Raw genomic sequence first — 17,532 nt, forward strand, 5'->3', positions numbered from 1 at the left:
TTGTGGACTTGATGGGGTTCAGTTCAGACGCCGAGCAGCTCGGTGAGCACCGGCATCTTGGCTTCGAGCTCGGCCGCGCCGAATTTCTCGACGATGCGGCCGTGCTCCATCACATAGAAGCGATCGGCCAGCGGCGCCGCGAAGCGGAAGTTCTGCTCCACCATGACGATGGTGTAGCCCTTGGCGCGCAGCATGGTGATCATGCGGGCCAGCGCCTGCACGATGACGGGTGCGAGGCCTTCGGAAATCTCGTCGAGCAGCAGCAGCTTGGCGCCAGTGCGCAGGATGCGCGCCACGGCCAGCATCTGCTGCTCGCCGCCCGACAGGCGCGTGCCCTGGCTGTGGCGGCGCTCGGCCAGGTTGGGGAACATGGTGTAGATCTCTTCGACCGACATGCCCTGCCCCGCGCCTTTCAGCTCGGGCGGCAGCATCAGGTTTTCTTCGCACGAGAGGCTGGCGAAGATGCCGCGCTCTTCGGGGCAATAGCCGATGCCCAGGTGCGCGATGCGGTGCGTCGGCAGGCTGATGGTTTCCTTGCCGTTGACCTCGATGCTGCCCTTGCGTGCACCGGTCAGCCCCATGATGGCGCGCAGCGTGGTGGTGCGGCCCGCACCATTGCGGCCCAGCAGCGTGACGACCTCGCCCGGCTGCACGACCATGTCGACGCCGTGCAGCACGTGCGATTCGCCGTACCAGGCTTGCAGGCCCTTGATTTCCAAGGCGGCGGTCATCAGTGGGCTCCCTGCAGCTGGCCGTCGGTGGTGCCCATGTAGGCCTCCATGACCTGCGGATTCTTCGAGACCTCGGCGTACGGGCCTTCGGCCAGCACGGCGCCGCGCTGCAGCACCGTGATGGTGTCGGCGATGGTCGAGACCACGCTCATGTTGTGTTCGACCATCAGGATGGTGCGCCCCGCCGATACGCGCTTGATGAGTTCGGCCACGCGGTGCACGTCTTCGTGGCCCATGCCCTGCGTCGGTTCGTCCAGCAGCATCAGCTCGGGCTCCATGGCCAACGTGGTCGCGATCTCGAGCGCGCGCTTGCGGCCATAGGGCAGGTTCACGGTCTGTTCGTCGGCGAGCTCTTCGAGGCCGACTTCAGCCAGCAACTCGCGTGCTCTGGCATCCAATGGCTTGAGCGACTTCTCGCTCTTCCAGAAGTGGTACGAGGTGCCCAGCCGCCGCTGCAGGCCCAGCCGCACGTTTTCGAGCAGCGTGAGGTGCGGGAACACCGCCGAGATCTGGAACGAGCGGATGACGCCGCGCCGCGCGATCTGCGCGGGGCGCTCGCCGGTGATGTCCTGCCCGTTGAAGAGGATCGTGCCGGTGGTCGGCTCGAGGAACTTCGTGAGCAGGTTGAAGCAGGTCGTCTTACCCGCACCGTTGGGACCGATGAGCGCGTGGATCGAACCACGCGCCACCGACAGGTTGACCTTGCTGACCGCGGTGAACCCTTTGAATTCCTTGGTGAGCTGGCGTGTTTCGAGAATGACGTCGCTCATCTCGCGAAGTCGCCCGGGTTCGGAAAAAAGAAGTCGGTCATGCGGTCCATCTCGGCGCGCCACCATGGAGCGCGGACCGATTGTTCGTGGGCGCCCTGCGCTTGCATACTGGGGCAAATGCCTATGCTGCACTGCAACCATTTCACGGTTCAGCCACCTTCAGGCGGCGCGACTGTCGTCGCGACGACAAAGGGCAGGTTCGCGGCACCTTCGCGATGCAGCCGGGGCCACCACCACGACTGCTGGCTTGTTGCGCTTGCTGCGCCGACTTTCGTCCGGGAAATCACAGCACGCCGCCGCGCGAACGCCCACCTAAACTGCCGCCGGACCTTTCCATCAAAGCCGATGCACAGCCTCATGAACCGCCTGTTGTCGAACGCCATGTTCTTCGACGCTCACGCCGAAGCGCCCGCGGCCGACCGGACGCCATGACCGACTGGATGAACGACATCCCGCGTGCCATCGTGCAGGCGCAGCGCGCACTGCGAGCGAGCGTTCCCGATCTGCAATGGCGCTTTCTGCACGAGAACGAGTGGCTGCGCGACGAAGTGGCGCTGGTGCATGCCGAGCAGGCGGCCGGCGGCGCGGTGCCCGAGATCGGCTATGCGGACATCGCGCAGGGCCGCGTGTCGGCGCGGCAGATCGAGCGCATTCGCCGGCGCGGCTGCGTCGTGGTGCGGGGCGTGTTCGATACCGCGCAGGTGCAGGCGTGGAACGAAGAGATCCACCACTACATCGACGACAACGGCTACTTCGAGTTGGCCCACGCGAAGGCCGGACTCGACAAGTACTTCAGCGCCCTGGCCTCGGGCCGGCCGCAGATCTTCGGGCTGTACTGGTCGCGCCCGCAGATGGAGACACGCCAGGCCGAAACCATGGACCGCACGCGCGCCTTTCTCAACCGGCTGTGGACGTATGAGAAGAACGGCGAGCGCTTCTTCGACCCCGACCGGCAGGCGAACTACGCCGACCGCATCCGCCGGCGCGAGCCCGGCGATGCGACGCTGGGCCTGTCGCCGCACTCCGATGGCGGCTCGGTCGAGCGCTGGTGCGAGCCGAGCTTCAGGCCCGTGTACCGCGACGTCTTCGAAGGCGAGCTTGCGCGCTTCGACCCTTTCGACGCCGAAGGCCGCATCGACACGCGCGAGATTCCGTCGCCCGCCGTGTGCTCGGCCTTTCGCACCTTCCAGGGCTGGACCGCGCTGTCGCGCCAGGGGCCGGGCGACGGCACGCTGCGGCTGGTGCCGGTGGCGCGCACCACGCCCTGGATGCTGCTGCGCGCCCTGCTGCCCGACGTGCCCGAAGGCAACCTCTGCGGCGCGCAGCCCGGCCGCGCACTCGGCGCCACGCCCGAATGGCATGCCACGCTGCGCGAAGGCCTGGTCTCGATCCCGCAGTTCGAGCCCGGCGACACCGTGTGGTGGCACCCCGACGTGATCCATGCGGTGGAAGACCATCACCGGGGCAGCGCGCACAGCAGCGTCATCTACATCGCCGCCGCGCCCTGGTGCAGGAAGAACCAAGACTTCATGGCACGCCAGGCCCCTGCATTCCTGGCCGGCCGCAGCAGCCCCGACTTCGCGCCCGAAGACTACGAAGTGAACTTCAAGGGCCGCGCCCGACTCGACGATCTCACGACCCTTGGCAAGCGCCAGATGGGACTGTGTCCCTGGGATTGAAAGACACCGCCTTCCATGCCGAACTTCCGCTCTCCCGATTTCCTGACCGACCACATCCTGCACACGCTCGCGTTCTATGAACCACGCTGCCTCGACGCCTCGGGCGGCTTCTTCCATTTCTTCAAGGACGACGGCACGGTGTACGACAAGCGCACCCGCCATCTGGTGAGCAGCGCGCGCTTCGTGTTCAACCATGCGATGGCCTACCGGCGCTTCGGCCGCCCGGAGCAGCTGGCGGCGGCGCGGCACGGCCTGGCCTTCCTGCAGCGCGCCCATGCGCAACCGCAGGGCGGCTACGCATGGCAGATCGACTGGCACGCGCAGCGCGCGACCGTGCAGGACGGCACGCAGCACTGCTATGGCCTGGCCTTCGTGCTGCTGGCGCACGCGCATGCACTGATGGCCGGCATCGAAGAGGCGCACGCCGGCCTCGACCGCACCTGGCAGTTGATGGAGCAGCACTTCTGGGAGCCGAGGCACCAGCTCTACGCCGATGAAGCCACCGCCGACTGGCGCGTGAGCGCCTACCGCGGCCAGAACGCCAACATGCACGCGTGCGAGGCCATGATGGCCGCCTGGGAGGCCACGCAGCAAACCCGCTACCTCGACCGTGCGCTGACGCTGGCGGAAGCCGTCACGGGCCGGCAGGCCGCGCTGGCCGACGGGCTGGTGTGGGAACACTACCGCCAGGACTGGTCGGTCGACTGGGCCTACAACCGCGGCGACAAGACGAACATCTTCCGGCCCTGGGGTTTCCAGACCGGGCACCTGACCGAATGGGCCAAGCTGCTGCTGCAGCTCGAACGCCACCTGGCCACCGCAGACCGGCAGGCGGACTGGATCCTGCCGCGCGCCCGTCACTTCTTCGACACCGCCATGTTCCGCGGCTGGGACGCCGACAACGGCGGCCTGGTGTACGGCTTCGGACCCGACGGCGCGGTGTGCGACGCCGACAAGTACTTCTGGGTGCAGGCCGAGAGCTTCGCCGCCGCCGCCCTGCTCGCGGTGCGCACCGGCGAGGCGAGCTACTGGAACTGGTACGACAGCATCTGGGCCTACAGCTGGGCGCATTTCGTCGATCACCGGTACGGCGCCTGGTACCGCATCCTCACGCCGCAGAACCAGAAGATCAGCGACGAGAAGAGCCCGGCCGGCAAGACCGACTACCACACGATGGGCGCGTGCTACGACGTGCTGAAGGCATTAGGCGACACCGCGAGGTAGCGACGCCACCGAGACAGCGGCCTTCACGATTCGCACAAATCTTGTGCGGCTGCGCATCTACACCGCGGCGCCGCCGGTTTGTACGCTTCGTGGCTTCTTTCACTCGCTCAGAGAAGCCGCATGAAGCACCCCAGCATCCGCGCCATCACCGGCGCACAGCCAACGACCCGCCTCGATCCCGCCACCACGGCGTTGGTCGCAATCGATTTCCAGAACGAATACTTCGACGGGCGCATGCCCATTCCCGATGGCCTCGCGGCACTGCGGCAGGCCCGGCGCCTGATCGACTGGGCCGACCGGCACGCGATGCCGGTGTTCCACGCGCAGCACCTAGCGCCGGCGGACAGCCCGATCTTTGCCGAGGGAAGCAAGGCCTTCGACATCCACGCCGAGCTGCGCCCTGCGCCTAGCCATGTCGTGCTGACGAAGGCAACGCCGAGTGCCTTCGCGGGCACACCGCTCGAAGCGGCGCTGCAGGCGCGAGGCATCAAGACGCTGATCCTGACCGGGCTCATGACGCACATGTGCGTGTCGGCCACCGCCTTTGACGCGGCACCGCGCGGCTACCAGAGCCTCATCGTGAGCGATGCCTGCGCGACGCGCGATCTGGACCTGGACGACGGCGGCCTGCTGGACCACCGCGAGCTGCATCGCGCGGCGCTGCGTGGCGTGTCGGACGTCGTGGCCGAAGTGCGCACGACCGACGACGTGCTGCGCCTGCTGGATGCCGGAGTCGAATCGGTGCCCGCCGCCGCGCTGAACTGATCGGCCAGCGCATTGCCGCAGGCAGCTCAGTCGTCGCCGTCCTGTCCGGATGACGACAGGTAGCGCGCGGCGGCGAAATCGACGAAGGCGCGCACCTTGGGCGACAGGTGCCTGTTCTGCGGATAGAGCGCGTAGAGCTTCAACGGCTGCTGGCGAAAGTCCGGCAGCACGCGCACCAGCTCGCCCCGCGCGACATGTTCGCGCACGAGGAACACCGGAGAAGCCGCGATCCCCGTGCCGGCAAGCGCGGCCGCACGCAGCACGATGCCGCTGTTGGCCTGCAACCGGCCGCCCACATCGACCGTGTGCACGCTGCCGTCTTCGGCGGTAAAGCTGGGCTGCCCGGCCTTGCCCGCCAGCGAATAGTTGAGGCATTCGTGCGCCGCCAGGTCGGCGGGCACCACAGGGGTTCCGTGCCGCTGGAGATAGGCAGGTGCGGCCACCCACCATTCTTCGAAGCTGGCCAGGCGCTTGACGATCAGCGTCGAGTCCGAGAGCGAATAGGCAAGGCGCAGGCCCACGTCGAACCCCTCTTCGATCAGGTCGACGAAGCGGTCGTTGCACACGAGGTCGACCTTGACCCGCGCATGCGCATCGAGAAAGTCGGGCAGCCATTGCGCCAGCTCTTCCAGGCCGAACGACATCGGCGCGTTGATGCGCAGCAGGCCCGTCGGCTCGACCTGGTGCTGCGCAACGAGCAGCGCCGCCGCCTCGACCTGGTCGAGGATCTGCCGGCAGTGTTCGTAGTAGGTCTGGCCGGCCTGCGTGAGCGCAAAGCGCCGCGTGGTGCGGTTGAGCAGTTGCACGCCCAGCGAGGCTTCGAGCTGCTTGACGTGGCGCGAGACGACCGTGTGCGAGACATCCATCGCCTCGGCCGCGGCCGTGAAGCCACCAGCCTCCACGACCGCGCGAAAGGCCTTCATGGCGGCAAGTTGATCCATGTGCGGGGCTCTGGGCTCTTTGTTTCGAAAGAAAGAAACCCCCAGGGTTCTCGAAGAAGCCTGGGGGTTGCGATGGGGGACGGGAAAGCGCGTGGTGGTCAGTGCGCGCCGGCTGCGGCGTCGCCGCCCGCACCGCCCTTTTGCGGCTTGGCCAGCCACACCAGCGGAATCAGCAGCAGGAACAGGATCGCCGACGCATAGAAGATGTCGTTCGTGGCCAGCATATAGGCCTGCTGGTCGACGATGCGATTCATCTGCCCCAGCACCTGGTCGGTGCTGAAGCCATTGCTGGCGAGCCCGGCCATGGCACTGGTGGCCGTGTTGTTGCCCTGGTTGATCGTCTCCGCAAGCTGCGAGTGGTGCAGCGTCGCGCGGTTGTCCCACAGCGTGGTCGTGAGCGACGTGCCCATGGCGCCGGCCGTGATCCGCAGGAAGTTCGACAGGCCCGAGGCGGCGGGAATGCGATCGGGCGTCAGGCCCGAGAGCGTCAGCGTCACCAGCGGGATGAAGAAGAACGCCATGGCAATGCCCTGGATCACCGTCGGGATGATGATCGTGCCGAAGTCGGCCTGGGTGTTGAAGTTCGAGCGCATCCACAGCACCAGCGCGAACACCAGGAACGAGAACGTGGCATAGCGGCGCGGATCGACCTTGCCCACCGTGAGCCCCACCACAGGCGACAGGAAGATCGCCAGCAGCCCCACGGGCGCCATGATCATCCCCGCCTGCGTGGCGGTGTAGCCCATCCATTGCTGCAGCCACAGCGGCAGCAGCACCACGTTGCCGAAGAACAGGCCGTAGGCCACGGCCGTTGCCACGGCGCCCGACCAGAAGTTGCGGCGCTTGAACAGCGACAGGTCGACCACCGGATGCTTGTCGGTCAGCTCCCAGATCAGGAAGAACCCGAAGCCGACCACCGCCACCACGGCCATCGCGACGATCTGCGGCGAATGGAACCAGTCGAGCTCCTTGCCCTTGTCGAGCATGAGCTGCAGCGAGCCGACCCACAGCACCAGCAGCGCCAGGCCGATGGCATCGATGGGCACCTTGTGCGTGACGCTCTCGCGCTTGTGATAGAGCGCCCACGTGATGGAGGCCGCGACGATGCCGACCGGGATGTTGATGTAGAAGATCCACGGCCACGAGATGTTGTCGGTGATCCAGCCGCCCAGCAGCGGCCCCATCACCGGCGCGACCAGCGTGGTCATGGACCACATCGCCATCGCCAGGCCGGCCTTGGCCTTCGGATAGCTCGACAGCAGCAGCGTCTGCGACAGCGGGATCATCGGCCCCGCGACGAAGCCCTGCAGCGCGCGGAACAGGATCAGCGTCGTCATGTTCGGCGCCAGGCCGCACAGCAGCGAGCTGATCATGAACAGGATCACGCTGGCCATGAACAGGCGGACCTGCCCGAAGCGCTGCGTCATGAAGCCGGTGAGCGGCACCGCGATGGCGTTGGCCACCGCGAAGCTGGTAATGACCCAGGTGCCTTGCGTGGTGCTCACGCCAAGGTCGCCCGAGATGGCGGGCAACGACACGTTCGCGATCGACGAATCGAGCACGTTCATGAACGTTGCCGCGGACAGCGCAACCGTACCCCAGACGCGGGCGGCGCCTTCGAGCGGTGGATGCGCAACGTATGCAGGAGCGGCGGTGGCCATTGCGGTCGCGCGAGCTGTTGTGTTTGTGTGGCGGGGTTACCCGGTGCAGGCGCGGGCGATCAGCCCGGCTGCCCCGACACGGCCACCGACGCCGCACCAGGCGCGGCCGTCGGTGCGGCCGAGCCCTTCGACGGGGCCGACGGGCTCGACGGAGCGACGGCCGGCGCGCTGCGTCCGATGTTGGCCGCGACGATGCGCTCCACTTCGGCATCGGCACCGCGGTCGAGCTGGCTGTACACCGCCGTCTGCGTCAGCGCGGTGGGGCGCGGCGCGTCGGCGAGCATCTTGCCACTCTTGGACGAGATGTCGATCTCGGCGTCCATCGACAGGCCGATGCGCAGCGGGTTGGCCTTGAGCTGCTCGGGGTCGAGCGCGATGCGCACGGGCACGCGCTGCACCACCTTGATCCAGTTGCCGGTGGCGTTCTGCGCAGGCAGCAGCGCGAACGCACTGCCGGTGCCCACGCCCAGGCCCGCGACCTTGCCGGTGTACTCGACCTTCTTGCCGTACACGTCGGCCGTGAGCTTCACGGGCTGGTCGATGCGGATGTTGCGCAGCTGCACTTCCTTGAAGTTGGCGTCGACCCACAGCTGGTTGAGCGGCACGATCGACATCATCGGCGTGCCGGCGGCCACGCGCTGGCCAAGCTGCACGGTGCGCTTGGCGACGTAGCCGTCGACCGGCGCGGGCATGGCCACGCGCTGCGTGGCCAGGTAGGCCTCGCGCACCTTGGCGGCGGCGGCCAGCACGCTCGGGTGCTGGGCCACGCTGGTGCCTTCGGTCAGCGACTGGTTGCTGACCAGCGCTTCCTTCGCGGCGACCACGCCGGCCTGTGCCGCGGCGAGCGCGCTCTTGGCGGTGTCCAGCTGCGTCTCGGCGTGGTTGAGTTCTTCCTTCGACACGGCGCCGTTGCCAGACAGCGCGCGGCGGCGTTGCAGGTCGTCCTGCGCCTTGGCGATGTCGCTCTGCGCCTTCACGATGTCGGACTGGCGCAGCGTGACTTGCGCGGCCAGCGAACCGTTGTTGGCGTACAGCGTGCGCACCTGGCGCACGGCCTGCGCAAGCGCGGCTTCGGCCTGCTCCAGCGCCACCTTGGCGTCGGCGGGGTCGAGCTGCACGAGCGGCTGGCCGGCCTTCACGAAGTCGGTGTCGTCGGCGCTGATGGCCATGACGGTGCCGCCGATCTGCGGCGTGATCTGGATGACGTTGCCCTGCACGTAGGCGTTGTCGGTGTCCTCGTAGTGGCTGGCAACGAGCCATTCATAGAGGCCCCAGCCGCCGCCGGCGACGATCACCACGGCCGCCAGCGCGGTCAGCGCGCGGCGGCGCTTGCCGTTGCCGGCAGGTGCTTCAGGTGCAACAGAGGCTGCGGAAGCAGCGGGCGTCGGAGTGTTGTTATCGCTCATGGTGAAGTTCTTTCCGAAGACGAGGAAGTCGGGTCAGTTCAATTCAGTTCGTTGCAACGGCGGGGGCCGATGCGGTGGCCGTGGCCGGGGGCTGCCAGCCGCCGCCCAGGGCGCGCGCCAGTGCCACCTGCGTGTCGAGCGCGCGCGCGGCGAGATCGACGGCCAGCCGGCGCTGTGCGAGCACGGCGGTTTCGGCCGTCAGCACGTTGAGGTAGTTGCCCAGGCCCGCGCGATAGCGCTGCACGGCAATGTCGTAGGCGCCTTCGGCGGCCGTTTGCGCGGCGCGCTGTTCGGCCTGCTGGCGGGTGATCGATTGCGCGCTCGTGACCTGGTCGGCCGCGTCGCGCACGGCGTCGAGCACCGTGGCGTTGTAGCTTTCGATGGCCACGTCGAGGTCGGCCGACTTGCCGCGCAGGTTGGCGCGCAGCTTGCCGCCTTCGAAGATCGGCAGGCTGATGGCCGGGCCCACGCCCCACTGCTCGCTGCCGGACTTGAGCAGCTTGCCGAAGCCCAGGCTCTGGAAGCCGACGAAGGCCGTGAGGTTGACGTTCGGATAGAACAGCGTCTTGGCATTGGCCACGTCGCTCGTGGCCGCTTCGACGCGCCAGCGCGCGGCGGCGATGTCGGCGCGGCGGCCGAGCAGGTCGGCCGGAATGTTGGCTTGCAGCGCCATCGGCTTGACGCCGGCCAGCACCGGCGGCTTCAGCGATTGCGACACGTTGGGCTGGCCCACGAGCGCGTCGAGCGCGTGCTGCTGCAGCGCGATCTGCTCGTTGAGCGCTTCGATCTGCTGGCGGGCTTCGGGCAGGCCGCCTTCGCTCTGGCGCAGTTCGAGGCGGGTGTCGAGGCCGGCGGACACGCGGTCGCGCACGAGCTTCAAGGTTTCGTCGCGCTGCGCCAGCGTGCGGCGGGCCACCGTGAGCTGGTCGTTCAGGCGCGCCCACTGGAAGTAGCTGCGCGCCACGTTGCTCGCGAGCAGCACGCGCGCCGCGTCGGCATCGGCGGCGGCGGCGTTGGCCGAACCGATGGCCGCGTCGAGCGCGCTGCGGTTCTTGCCGAAAAAGTCGAGCTCCCAGCTTGCGCCGAGCTGCAGCAGGCCGATGTTCTGGATCGAGCCACCCAGCGGTGCGGGGTAGATGTAGTTGCTGTTGAACTTCTGGCGGTTCAGGTCGAGCTCGCCATTGACCTTGGGCTTGAGGGCCGAGTCGGCGATGTCCGCCGAGGCTTGCGCGCGCACGAGGCGCGCACGTGCCACCTGCAGGTTCGGGTTGCCGGCAACGGCCTGGTCGATCAGCGTGTTGAGCTGCGCATCGCCGAAGGCGAGCCACCACTCGCTGTCGAGGCGCGACACCGTGGCGGCGGCCGGGTCCGCGGCGATGCCGAGCGACGAGGCGTCGCGCAGCTTGGCCTGCGAGCCGATGCCGGCCATGTCGGCACAGCCGGCCAGCGCGACCACCAGCAACGCAGCGGCCACGACGGGAGTGCGACGCAGCGCGCGCACGGCGAGGGAATCAGTCATTTTTATCTCCACGGGCCGCGAGGGCCTGCGCGTTGTCGAGGATGCGGCGCAAGTAGCCCTTGAGCTGCACCCATTCTTCGGTGGTAAAGCCTGCAAGATGTTCGTTCTGCACACGGCTGAGCACGTACGGCACTTCCTTGGCGGCGGCACGGCCCTCGTCGGTGAGTTCGATGTTGACCACGCGGCGGTCTTCGAGCGACCGCACGCGACGGCACAGGCCCTTGGCTTCCAGGCGGTCGAGCAGGCGCGTCATGGCGCCGGTATCGAGCTCGCAGGCGCGGGCCAGTTCGGCCACGGTGGTCGCCGCGCCGATGTGCAATTTGTAGAGAGGTACCCATTGCGGGTAGGTCGGGCTGCCGGGCTCGCACATACGGGTTTCCACCGACTGCCCCACCGCAGTCACGATGCGGCGCATCAGATACCCGATGCTTTCTTCCGCCCGATAGTTCTCGGCGCGGTAGAAGATGTGCGGGCGACGCTCCGCTTCGGCGGAGGCCGGCGGTGTTTCGGGAGTGTTGGCATCGCTCATGGCCGAAATATTAGTTGCCGCGGCAGTTATTGTCAAGGCTGCCTTTGTAGGGGCAAGGGCTCGCTAGAATTGGCCCATGGCTTCTACCCCACCGTCTTCCATGGCCAAGGGCTCGCCCCGGTCGCTGTCGGGCCTGAGCCCTTTTCTTCGCCCCTACCGTGTCCAGATCGTGCTGGCGGGCCTCTTTCTGGTGATGGCAGCAGTCACCACGCTGGTTTTTCCTATTGCCTTGCGCAGTCTGATTGACGGTGGCTTAATCAACCCCGACAAAGGCGCGCAGACCATGGCGCTGCGCGAGCACTTCGGCGCCCTCTTCGCCGTGGCCGTCGCGCTGGGCCTTTTCTCGGCGGCGCGCTTCTATACGGTGAGCTGGCTCGGTGAGCGCGTGACCGCCGACATCCGCAACGCGGTCTACGGCCACGTGCTGAAGCAGAGCCCCGCGTTCTTCGAGACGACCCAGACAGGCGAAGTGCTGTCGCGCCTGACGGCCGACACCACGCTGGTCCAGACGGTCGTCGGTTCTTCGCTGAGCATGGGGCTGCGCAACGCCGTGATGGGTGTCGGCGCGCTGGCGGTGCTGGTCTGGACCAATCCTTACGTGATGGTGCAGGTGCTGGGCATCCTCGTGCTGGTGGTGCTGCCGAGCATGTGGTTCGGCCGCCGCGTGCGCAAGCTGTCGCGCGCCAGCCAGGACCGCGTGGCCGACTCCAGCGCCATCGCCGCCGAAGTGCTGAACGCGATCCCGGTGGTGCAAAGCTATACCGCCGAAGGCCGCGAGGCTGCCCGCTTCGATGCGTCGACCGAGAACGCCTTTCGCACCGCCGTGCGCCGCACCAGGGCGCGGTCGGTGCTGGTCGCCTTCATCATCATCGCCACCTCGGCGGCCCTGCTCTGGGGCTTGTACCAGGGCACGCAGGCTGTGCTGCGTGGCGACATCACGGCCGGCCACCTGGGCCAGACCGTGGTTTACGTCGCGATTCTGGCCAGCGCCACAGCCGTGCTCGGTGAGGTCTACGGCGACCTGCTGCGCGCCGCCGGCGCGACCGAGCGCCTGATGGAGCTGCTGCACGCGCCCACGGCGATCTTTTCACCCAAGACGCCGGCCGTCACGGCCATCCCCGTCGCGGGCAGCGCCATCCGCTTCGATGCCGTGACCTTCCACTATCCGTCGCGCTCCGGCACGCCGGCGCTGCGCGACTTCAGCCTCGATGTGGCTCCGGGCGAGACGGTGGCATTGGTGGGGTCGAGCGGTGCAGGCAAGAGCACCGTCTTCCAGCTGCTGCTGCGCTACTACGACCCGCAGTCGGGCCGCCTGCTGCTCGACGGCACGCCGCTCGCCTCCCTCGCCCTGGACGACCTGCGCACGCGCATCGGCCTTGTGCCGCAGGACGCGGTCATCTTCTCGACCAGCGCCTTCGAGAACATCCGCTACGGCCGCCCCGATGCGACAGCCGATGAAGTGCATTCCGCCGCCCGCGCCGCCTTCGCTCACGACTTCCTGCAGGCCCTGCCCGAGGGCTACGACACCTTCCTCGGCGAGCGAGGCGTGCGCCTGTCGGGCGGCCAGCGCCAGCGCATTGCGATCGCACGCGCGATCCTGAAGAACCCACCGCTGCTGCTGCTCGACGAAGCCACCAGCGCGCTCGATGCGGAGAGCGAACGCATGGTGCAGGCCGCACTCGAATCGGCCATGGAAGGCCGCACCACGGTCGTCATTGCGCATCGACTGGCCACTGTGCAGAAGGCTGACCGCATCGTGGTGCTGGACCACGGCGGCATCGTCGAACAGGGGACGCATGCGACGCTGGTCGCACAGGGCGGCGTGTACGCGCGCCTCGCGGCGCTTCAGTTCACGGCCTGAACACCTTGCCCGGCTCGGACCCAAGGCCGGCCGAGCCGATTACTGAAGTGTTTCCTTGAGCGCCGCAGGAATCGGCAGCGGTATCACCGCAATGCCTTCATCGAGCAGCGCTTCGGTCTGCTCGGGCGTCGCTTGACCACGAATGCCACGCTCTTCGGTCTCGCCGTAGTGCATCTTGCGAGCCTCGTCGGCGAAACGGTCGCCGACGTCCTCGGTCTTTGCCATGACCTCACGCACGGCGCGCATCCAGCGGGCTTCGGGCGACAGCGGTGCGGGAACGTTCGAGGAAGAAGCGGCAGATGGTGCCGTGGCCGCCTCTTGCGGCGCCTTGGCATTGCCGAGATTGAGGCGCGGCGCGCTCAGCAGCTTGACGATGGCGGTGTCGCCGCAGACCGGGCATTCGACCAACCCACCGGCCAGTTGCGTCTCGAAGGCCTCGTTGGACGCAAACCAGCCCTCGAAGCCGTGGCCATGCGTGCAGCGGAGATCGAGAACCTTCATGCGCGGATTATCCCGCGCCGCCTTGCGGCGGCAGCGCTTGCCAGTCCAGAGCCCATGCGCCCGACAGAACGTTCTGCAGCCAGAGCGTGCAGGTCAGCGTCTTGGCATCGGTCACGGTGCCGTCGCGGCACCAGCCAGCCAACTCGGCGGGCGTGGCCGTGAACACATCGAGAAACTCGCCGTGATCGAGCTGGCGCTCGCCGAGCGTGAGCCCGCGGGCGAAGTAGATGTGGATGATCTCGGTCGAATACGCCACCGCCAGATGCATCGCGCCGGCATGGGCCCACTCGCGTGCGGTGTAGCCGGTTTCTTCGAGCAGTTCGCGCCGGCCGCAAACGAAGGGGTCTTCACCCGCATCCAGCTTGCCCGCTGGAAACTCGACCATCACATGCCCGACCGGGTAGCGAAACTGGCGCTCCAGCACCACGCGGCCATCGTCGAGCATCGGAATCACCACCACGGCGCCGGGGTGCACCACGTACTCGCGCGTGGCGCTGTGGCCATCGGGCAGGCGGATGGTGTCGCGCCGGGCCTCCAGGAACTTGCCCTTGAACAGCTCCTCGCGGCTCGTGAGCTCTTCCTTCAGATGCGAATCGGTGGTGTCGATGGGCGGCGAAGAAGTCATGTCGGTCAGTGCCTGTGCTTCATCAAATAGCGCCAGGTGAACCCTGGAAAGGCCAGCACGATGAAGAGCGCGCCGGTCACCGCATAGAACTCCCAGCCCTGCGGTGCAATCTGCCCTGCCCTGCGCTCGAACAGCAGGCCGACGCCGCCGGCCAGAAAGTACAAGACCACCAGTTCGGCGAAGCGCACCGCGAGCGACTTCGGTCGGCTAGGCAACGGCACGGCGCCGAACAGGCGGTCGTTGAAGAACGGCAGGTTGGCGGCCACCAGGGCCACCAGCAACACAACCCAGACCGACGCGGTTTGCGACACCGGGCGCGCTGCGTCAGTGAGCCAGCGTGGCCACGATCGCGTCGTAGCAGAGCGTCATCAGGCCGCCGGGCACGATGCCCAGGATCAGGATGAGTGCACCGTTGATCGTGAGCACGGTGCGCACGTCACGCGGAGCCGACACGGTGGTGGCCGTGACGGGTGCGTCGAAGTACATGACCTTGACCACGCGCAGGTAGTAGAACGCGCCGATCAGCGACATCATCACGGCGAACACCGCCAGGCCGATGTAGATGGCCTGGCCCGAGGCGATCAGCGCCTGCAGCACGGCCAGCTTGGCGTAGAAGCCGACCAACGGCGGCAGACCGGCCAGCGAAAACATCGCGATGGCCATCACGCCGGCGTACAGCGGGCTGCGCTGGTTCAGGCCTGCGAGGTCGGTGATCTCTTCGCTCTCGAAGCCTTCGCGTGCCAGCAGCAGGATGATGCCGAAGCTGGCCAGCGTGGTCAGCACGTAGGTCACGATGTAGAACATCGAGGCGCTGTAGGCGTACTGTGCGTTGTAGGTGCCCTGGTGGTCCGAGCCGGCGACCAGACCGAGGAGCATGAAGCCCATCTGCGAGATCGTCGAATAGGCCAGCATCCGCTTCAGGTTGCTCTGCGCAATGGCGGCCAGGTTACCGACCAGCAGCGAAGCGATGGCGAGCACGGCCAGCATCTGCTGCCAGTCGATGGCCAGAGGCTGCAGGCCGTCGACCAGCAGGCGAATGATGATCGCGAAGGCAGCCAGCTCGGGCGCCGCGCCGATCAGCAGCGTGATCGCCGTCGGTGCGCCCTGGTAGACGTCGGGCACCCACATGTGGAAAGGCGCTGCCCCCACCTTGAATGCCAGGCCGGCCACGATGAACACCAGGCCGAACACCAGCACCTGGTGGTTCACCTTGCCGCTCGCGATGGTCTTGAACACTTCATTGACGTCGAGCGAACCGGTGGCACCGTACATCATCGACAGGCCATAGAGCAGGAAGCCGCTGGCCATCGCGCCGAGCACGAAGTACTTCATGGCGGCTTCGCTGGCGATCGCGTTGTCGCGACGCAGCGCGACCAGCGCGTAGCTCGACAGCGTGAGCAGTTCGAGGCCCAGGTAGATCAGCAGGAAGTTGCTGCCCGAGATCATCACGAACATGCCCAGCAGCGCGAACATGCTCATCGTGAACATTTCACCGCCGCGCAGCATGTCGCGGTCTGCCGCATAGGGGCGGCCGTAGACCAGCGTGACCATGAGGGCCAGGGTGGCGAAGCACTTGAGCCAGTTGCCCATCGGGTCGCTGACGACCATGCCGCCGAAGCCGTAGATGGTCTTGGCGTCGAGGGCCTGCAGGCCCGACAGCACGGCGACCACGGCCAGCGTGAGTAGCGTCAGCACATAGGTGCGGGTACGGCGATGGCTCGTAGTGGACAGGTCGACCAGCGCAATGATGCAGGTCATGACCAGCAGCACGATTTCGGGGTAGATCGTGACCCAGCTGAGTTTGTCAATCATCTAGTTCTCTTCTTCAGCGTGGAATCAGGGCAGCTTCGAAATCGCCGTGTGGCGCAGGAGCCCGCTCACCGAAGCGTCCATCGCATCGGTGAAAGGCTTCGGATACAGGCCCATCCACAGCACGGCAATGGCAAGCAGCGACAGCATCAGGAATTCGCGGGCATTGATGTCCTTGAGTTCCTTGACGTGATCGTTGCCGACCGGGCCGAGGTACACGCGCTTGTACATCCAGAGGGTGTAGGCCGCGCCGAAGATCAGCGCGGTGGCAGCGCCAAGGCCGATCCAGAAGTTGGCCTTCACGGCACCCAGGATCACCATCCACTCGCCCACGAAACCGGCGGTGCCCGGCAGGCCGCAATTGGCCATGGCGAACAGCAGCGCGAACGCGGCGAACTTGGGCATGGTGTTGACCACGCCGCCGTAGTCGGCGATCTGGCGCGAGTGCACGCGGTCGTACAGCACGCCGATGCCCAGGAACATGGCGCCCGACACGAAGCCGTGGGCAATCATCTGCACGATGCCGCCGGACACGCCCAGCTCGTTGAAGATGAAGAAGCCGAGCGTCACGAAGCCCATGTGGGCCACGGACGAGTAAGCCACCAGCTTCTTCATGTCCTGCTGTACCAGTGCCACCAGGCCCACGTAGATCACGGCGATCAGCGACAGCGCGATCATGAGCCAGGCCCACTCATGCGACGCATCGGGGGCAATGGGCATCGAGAAGCGCAGGAAGCCGTAGGCACCCAGCTTCAGCATGATCGCGGCCAGCACGGCGGAGCCACCGGTGGGCGCCTCGACGTGCACGTCGGGCAGCCACGTGTGGACCGGCCACATCGGCACCTTGACGGCGAAGGCCGCGAAGAAGGCGAAGAACAGGAAGGTCTGCGCGGTCGAGCCCAGCGGCAGCTTGTGCCATGCCAGGATGTCGAAGCTGCCGCCCGACTTGTTGTACAGGAAGATCAGCGCCACCAGCATCAGCAGCGAGCCGAGCAAGGTGTACAGGAAGAACTTGAACGCCGCGTAGATCTTGTTCGGGCCGCCCCAGATACCGATGATCAGGTACATCGGGATCAGCGTGGCTTCGAAGAACACGTAGAACAGCACGCCGTCAAGCGCGGCGAACACGCCGATCATGAAGCCCGACAGGATCAGGAACGCGCCCATGTACTGGTTCACACGCTCGGTGATCACTTCCCAGGCGGAAATGACGACGATGACCGTGATGAACGAGGTCAGCAGCACCAGCCAGAGCGACAGGCCGTCGATCCCGAGGTGATAGTTGACGTTGAAACGCGAGATCCAGCTCGTCTTCTCGACGAACTGCATGGCGGCGGTACCGTTCTGGAAGCGCGTGAACAGCGGCACCGTGACCAGGAAGCTCACGATGGCACCGACGAGCGCGACCCAACGCACGCCCTTGGCGTGCTCGTCGCGGCCAAACGCCAGCAGCACGGCGCCGAATGCGATCGGCACCCAGATGGCAAGGCTCAACAAACCCATTTTTCTTT

Annotated in this window: 17 protein-coding genes; 4 read left to right on the forward strand and 13 right to left on the reverse strand. The window is 66.8% G+C overall.

Features of this window, described 5'->3' with window-relative positions; all coding sequences use genetic code 11:
* Positions 1-23 precede the first annotated feature (23 nt).
* The 3 genes from ACGLHS_RS23015 to ACGLHS_RS23025 all read right to left on the reverse strand — a co-directional run bounded on the left by ACGLHS_RS23015 (position 24) and on the right by ACGLHS_RS23025 (position 1,884).
* Positions 24-731 (reverse strand): ABC transporter ATP-binding protein, encoded by a 708-nt coding sequence (locus ACGLHS_RS23015; protein ID WP_093239319.1) that lies wholly within the window; start codon positions 729-731, stop codon positions 24-26.
* Positions 731-1,501, reverse strand: a complete 771-nt coding sequence (locus tag ACGLHS_RS23020) for an ABC transporter ATP-binding protein (protein WP_093239318.1) — start codon at positions 1,499-1,501, stop codon at positions 731-733. The genes ACGLHS_RS23015 and ACGLHS_RS23020 overlap by 1 nt, the downstream gene beginning before the upstream one ends.
* A 149-nt stretch (positions 1,502-1,650) precedes the next feature.
* A complete protein-coding gene (locus ACGLHS_RS23025) occupies positions 1,651-1,884 on the reverse strand; it encodes a hypothetical protein (protein ID WP_394483578.1) in 234 nt (77 codons plus the stop codon).
* A gap of 45 nt (positions 1,885-1,929) precedes the next feature.
* Between ACGLHS_RS23025 and ACGLHS_RS23030 the strand changes: the two genes are divergently transcribed.
* From ACGLHS_RS23030 to ACGLHS_RS23040, 3 genes are all read left to right on the forward strand, one after another.
* Positions 1,930-3,180, forward strand: a complete 1,251-nt coding sequence (locus tag ACGLHS_RS23030) for a YbiU family protein (protein WP_394483580.1) — start codon at positions 1,930-1,932, stop codon at positions 3,178-3,180.
* Positions 3,181-3,195: 15 nt separating this feature from the next.
* On the forward strand, positions 3,196-4,404 hold the full coding sequence (locus ACGLHS_RS23035; RefSeq protein WP_394483582.1) for an AGE family epimerase/isomerase: 1,209 nt from the start codon (positions 3,196-3,198) through the stop codon (positions 4,402-4,404).
* Positions 4,405-4,524: 120 nt separating this feature from the next.
* The gene (locus ACGLHS_RS23040) at positions 4,525-5,169 is read left to right on the forward strand and encodes a cysteine hydrolase family protein (protein WP_394483584.1); all 645 of its coding nucleotides are present in this window, start codon (positions 4,525-4,527) and stop codon (positions 5,167-5,169) included.
* Between the two features lie 26 nt (positions 5,170-5,195).
* On the opposite strand, the gene ACGLHS_RS23045 is transcribed toward ACGLHS_RS23040, so the two are convergent.
* The 5 genes from ACGLHS_RS23045 to ACGLHS_RS23065 form a co-directional block, all read right to left on the reverse strand.
* Complete coding sequence (locus ACGLHS_RS23045; protein WP_394483586.1) at positions 5,196-6,110, reverse strand: LysR family transcriptional regulator; 915 nt, start codon at positions 6,108-6,110, stop codon at positions 5,196-5,198.
* Positions 6,111-6,208: 98 nt separating this feature from the next.
* On the reverse strand, positions 6,209-7,771 hold the full coding sequence (locus ACGLHS_RS23050) for a DHA2 family efflux MFS transporter permease subunit (RefSeq protein WP_093239310.1): 1,563 nt from the start codon (positions 7,769-7,771) through the stop codon (positions 6,209-6,211).
* 59 nt (positions 7,772-7,830) lie between these two features.
* Positions 7,831-9,177, reverse strand: a complete 1,347-nt coding sequence (locus tag ACGLHS_RS23055) for an efflux RND transporter periplasmic adaptor subunit (RefSeq protein ID WP_093239309.1) — start codon at positions 9,175-9,177, stop codon at positions 7,831-7,833.
* A gap of 43 nt (positions 9,178-9,220) precedes the next feature.
* Positions 9,221-10,696 carry an efflux transporter outer membrane subunit gene (locus ACGLHS_RS23060; protein ID WP_394483589.1) on the reverse strand — a complete coding sequence of 492 codons (1,476 nt, stop codon included), beginning with the start codon at positions 10,694-10,696 and terminating at the stop codon, positions 9,221-9,223.
* Entirely contained in the window at positions 10,689-11,225 is a 537-nt protein-coding gene (locus ACGLHS_RS23065; protein ID WP_093239306.1) for a MarR family winged helix-turn-helix transcriptional regulator, read from the reverse strand. Before ACGLHS_RS23065 ends, ACGLHS_RS23060 begins: the two co-directional genes overlap by 8 nt.
* Positions 11,226-11,301: 76 nt before the next feature.
* On the opposite strand from ACGLHS_RS23065, the gene ACGLHS_RS23070 reads away from it, so the two are divergent.
* Positions 11,302-13,086 (forward strand): ABC transporter transmembrane domain-containing protein, encoded by a 1,785-nt coding sequence (locus ACGLHS_RS23070; protein ID WP_394483591.1) that lies wholly within the window; start codon positions 11,302-11,304, stop codon positions 13,084-13,086.
* Positions 13,087-13,125: 39 nt separating this feature from the next.
* Here the strand turns inward: ACGLHS_RS23070 and ACGLHS_RS23075 are convergent, their stop codons facing one another.
* Genes ACGLHS_RS23075 through ACGLHS_RS23095 form a run of 5 tightly spaced genes read right to left on the reverse strand, consistent with a single transcriptional unit; the run spans position 13,126 to position 17,524 of the window.
* On the reverse strand, positions 13,126-13,587 hold the full coding sequence (locus tag ACGLHS_RS23075) for a DUF1178 family protein (RefSeq protein ID WP_394483593.1): 462 nt from the start codon (positions 13,585-13,587) through the stop codon (positions 13,126-13,128).
* A gap of 7 nt (positions 13,588-13,594) precedes the next feature.
* The gene (locus tag ACGLHS_RS23080) at positions 13,595-14,212 is read right to left on the reverse strand and encodes an NUDIX domain-containing protein (protein WP_394483595.1); all 618 of its coding nucleotides are present in this window, start codon (positions 14,210-14,212) and stop codon (positions 13,595-13,597) included.
* Between the two features lie 5 nt (positions 14,213-14,217).
* Positions 14,218-14,523: a DUF2818 family protein gene (locus tag ACGLHS_RS23085; RefSeq protein ID WP_093239300.1), complete on the reverse strand. Its 306-nt coding sequence runs from the start codon at positions 14,521-14,523 to the stop codon at positions 14,218-14,220.
* Positions 14,524-14,536: 13 nt separating this feature from the next.
* Positions 14,537-16,024 (reverse strand): NADH-quinone oxidoreductase subunit NuoN, encoded by a 1,488-nt coding sequence (gene nuoN / locus ACGLHS_RS23090; protein WP_093239298.1) that lies wholly within the window; start codon positions 16,022-16,024, stop codon positions 14,537-14,539.
* 24 nt (positions 16,025-16,048) lie between these two features.
* Positions 16,049-17,524: an NADH-quinone oxidoreductase subunit M gene (locus ACGLHS_RS23095; RefSeq protein ID WP_093239297.1), complete on the reverse strand. Its 1,476-nt coding sequence runs from the start codon at positions 17,522-17,524 to the stop codon at positions 16,049-16,051.
* Positions 17,525-17,532: the final 8 nt, after the last annotated feature.

The organism is Variovorax sp. VaC1 (assembly GCF_043658315.1).
Classification (GTDB): Bacteria; Pseudomonadota; Gammaproteobacteria; order Burkholderiales; family Burkholderiaceae_C; genus Variovorax.

Bases quoted from the DNA above. Each gene is read 5' to 3' on its own strand.
- ACGLHS_RS23015 (WP_093239319.1), bottom strand. From the start codon at position 731: ATGACCGCCGCCTTGGAAATCAAGGGCCTGCAAGCCTGGTACGGCGAA.
- ACGLHS_RS23020 (WP_093239318.1), bottom strand. From the start codon at position 1,501: ATGAGCGACGTCATTCTCGAAACACGCCAGCTCACCAAGGAATTCAAA.
- ACGLHS_RS23025 (WP_394483578.1), bottom strand. From the start codon at position 1,884: ATGGCGTTCGACAACAGGCGGTTCATGAGGCTGTGCATCGGCTTTGAT.
- ACGLHS_RS23030 (WP_394483580.1), top strand. From the start codon at position 1,930: ATGACCGACTGGATGAACGACATCCCGCGTGCCATCGTGCAGGCGCAG.
- ACGLHS_RS23035 (WP_394483582.1), top strand. From the start codon at position 3,196: ATGCCGAACTTCCGCTCTCCCGATTTCCTGACCGACCACATCCTGCAC.
- ACGLHS_RS23040 (WP_394483584.1), top strand. From the start codon at position 4,525: ATGAAGCACCCCAGCATCCGCGCCATCACCGGCGCACAGCCAACGACC.
- ACGLHS_RS23045 (WP_394483586.1), bottom strand. From the start codon at position 6,110: ATGGATCAACTTGCCGCCATGAAGGCCTTTCGCGCGGTCGTGGAGGCT.
- ACGLHS_RS23050 (WP_093239310.1), bottom strand. From the start codon at position 7,771: ATGGCCACCGCCGCTCCTGCATACGTTGCGCATCCACCGCTCGAAGGC.
- ACGLHS_RS23055 (WP_093239309.1), bottom strand. From the start codon at position 9,177: ATGAGCGATAACAACACTCCGACGCCCGCTGCTTCCGCAGCCTCTGTT.
- ACGLHS_RS23060 (WP_394483589.1), bottom strand. From the start codon at position 10,696: ATGACTGATTCCCTCGCCGTGCGCGCGCTGCGTCGCACTCCCGTCGTG.
- ACGLHS_RS23065 (WP_093239306.1), bottom strand. From the start codon at position 11,225: ATGAGCGATGCCAACACTCCCGAAACACCGCCGGCCTCCGCCGAAGCG.
- ACGLHS_RS23070 (WP_394483591.1), top strand. From the start codon at position 11,302: ATGGCTTCTACCCCACCGTCTTCCATGGCCAAGGGCTCGCCCCGGTCG.
- ACGLHS_RS23075 (WP_394483593.1), bottom strand. From the start codon at position 13,587: ATGAAGGTTCTCGATCTCCGCTGCACGCATGGCCACGGCTTCGAGGGC.
- ACGLHS_RS23080 (WP_394483595.1), bottom strand. From the start codon at position 14,212: ATGACTTCTTCGCCGCCCATCGACACCACCGATTCGCATCTGAAGGAA.
- nuoN (WP_093239298.1), bottom strand. From the start codon at position 16,024: ATGATTGACAAACTCAGCTGGGTCACGATCTACCCCGAAATCGTGCTG.
- ACGLHS_RS23095 (WP_093239297.1), bottom strand. From the start codon at position 17,524: ATGGGTTTGTTGAGCCTTGCCATCTGGGTGCCGATCGCATTCGGCGCC.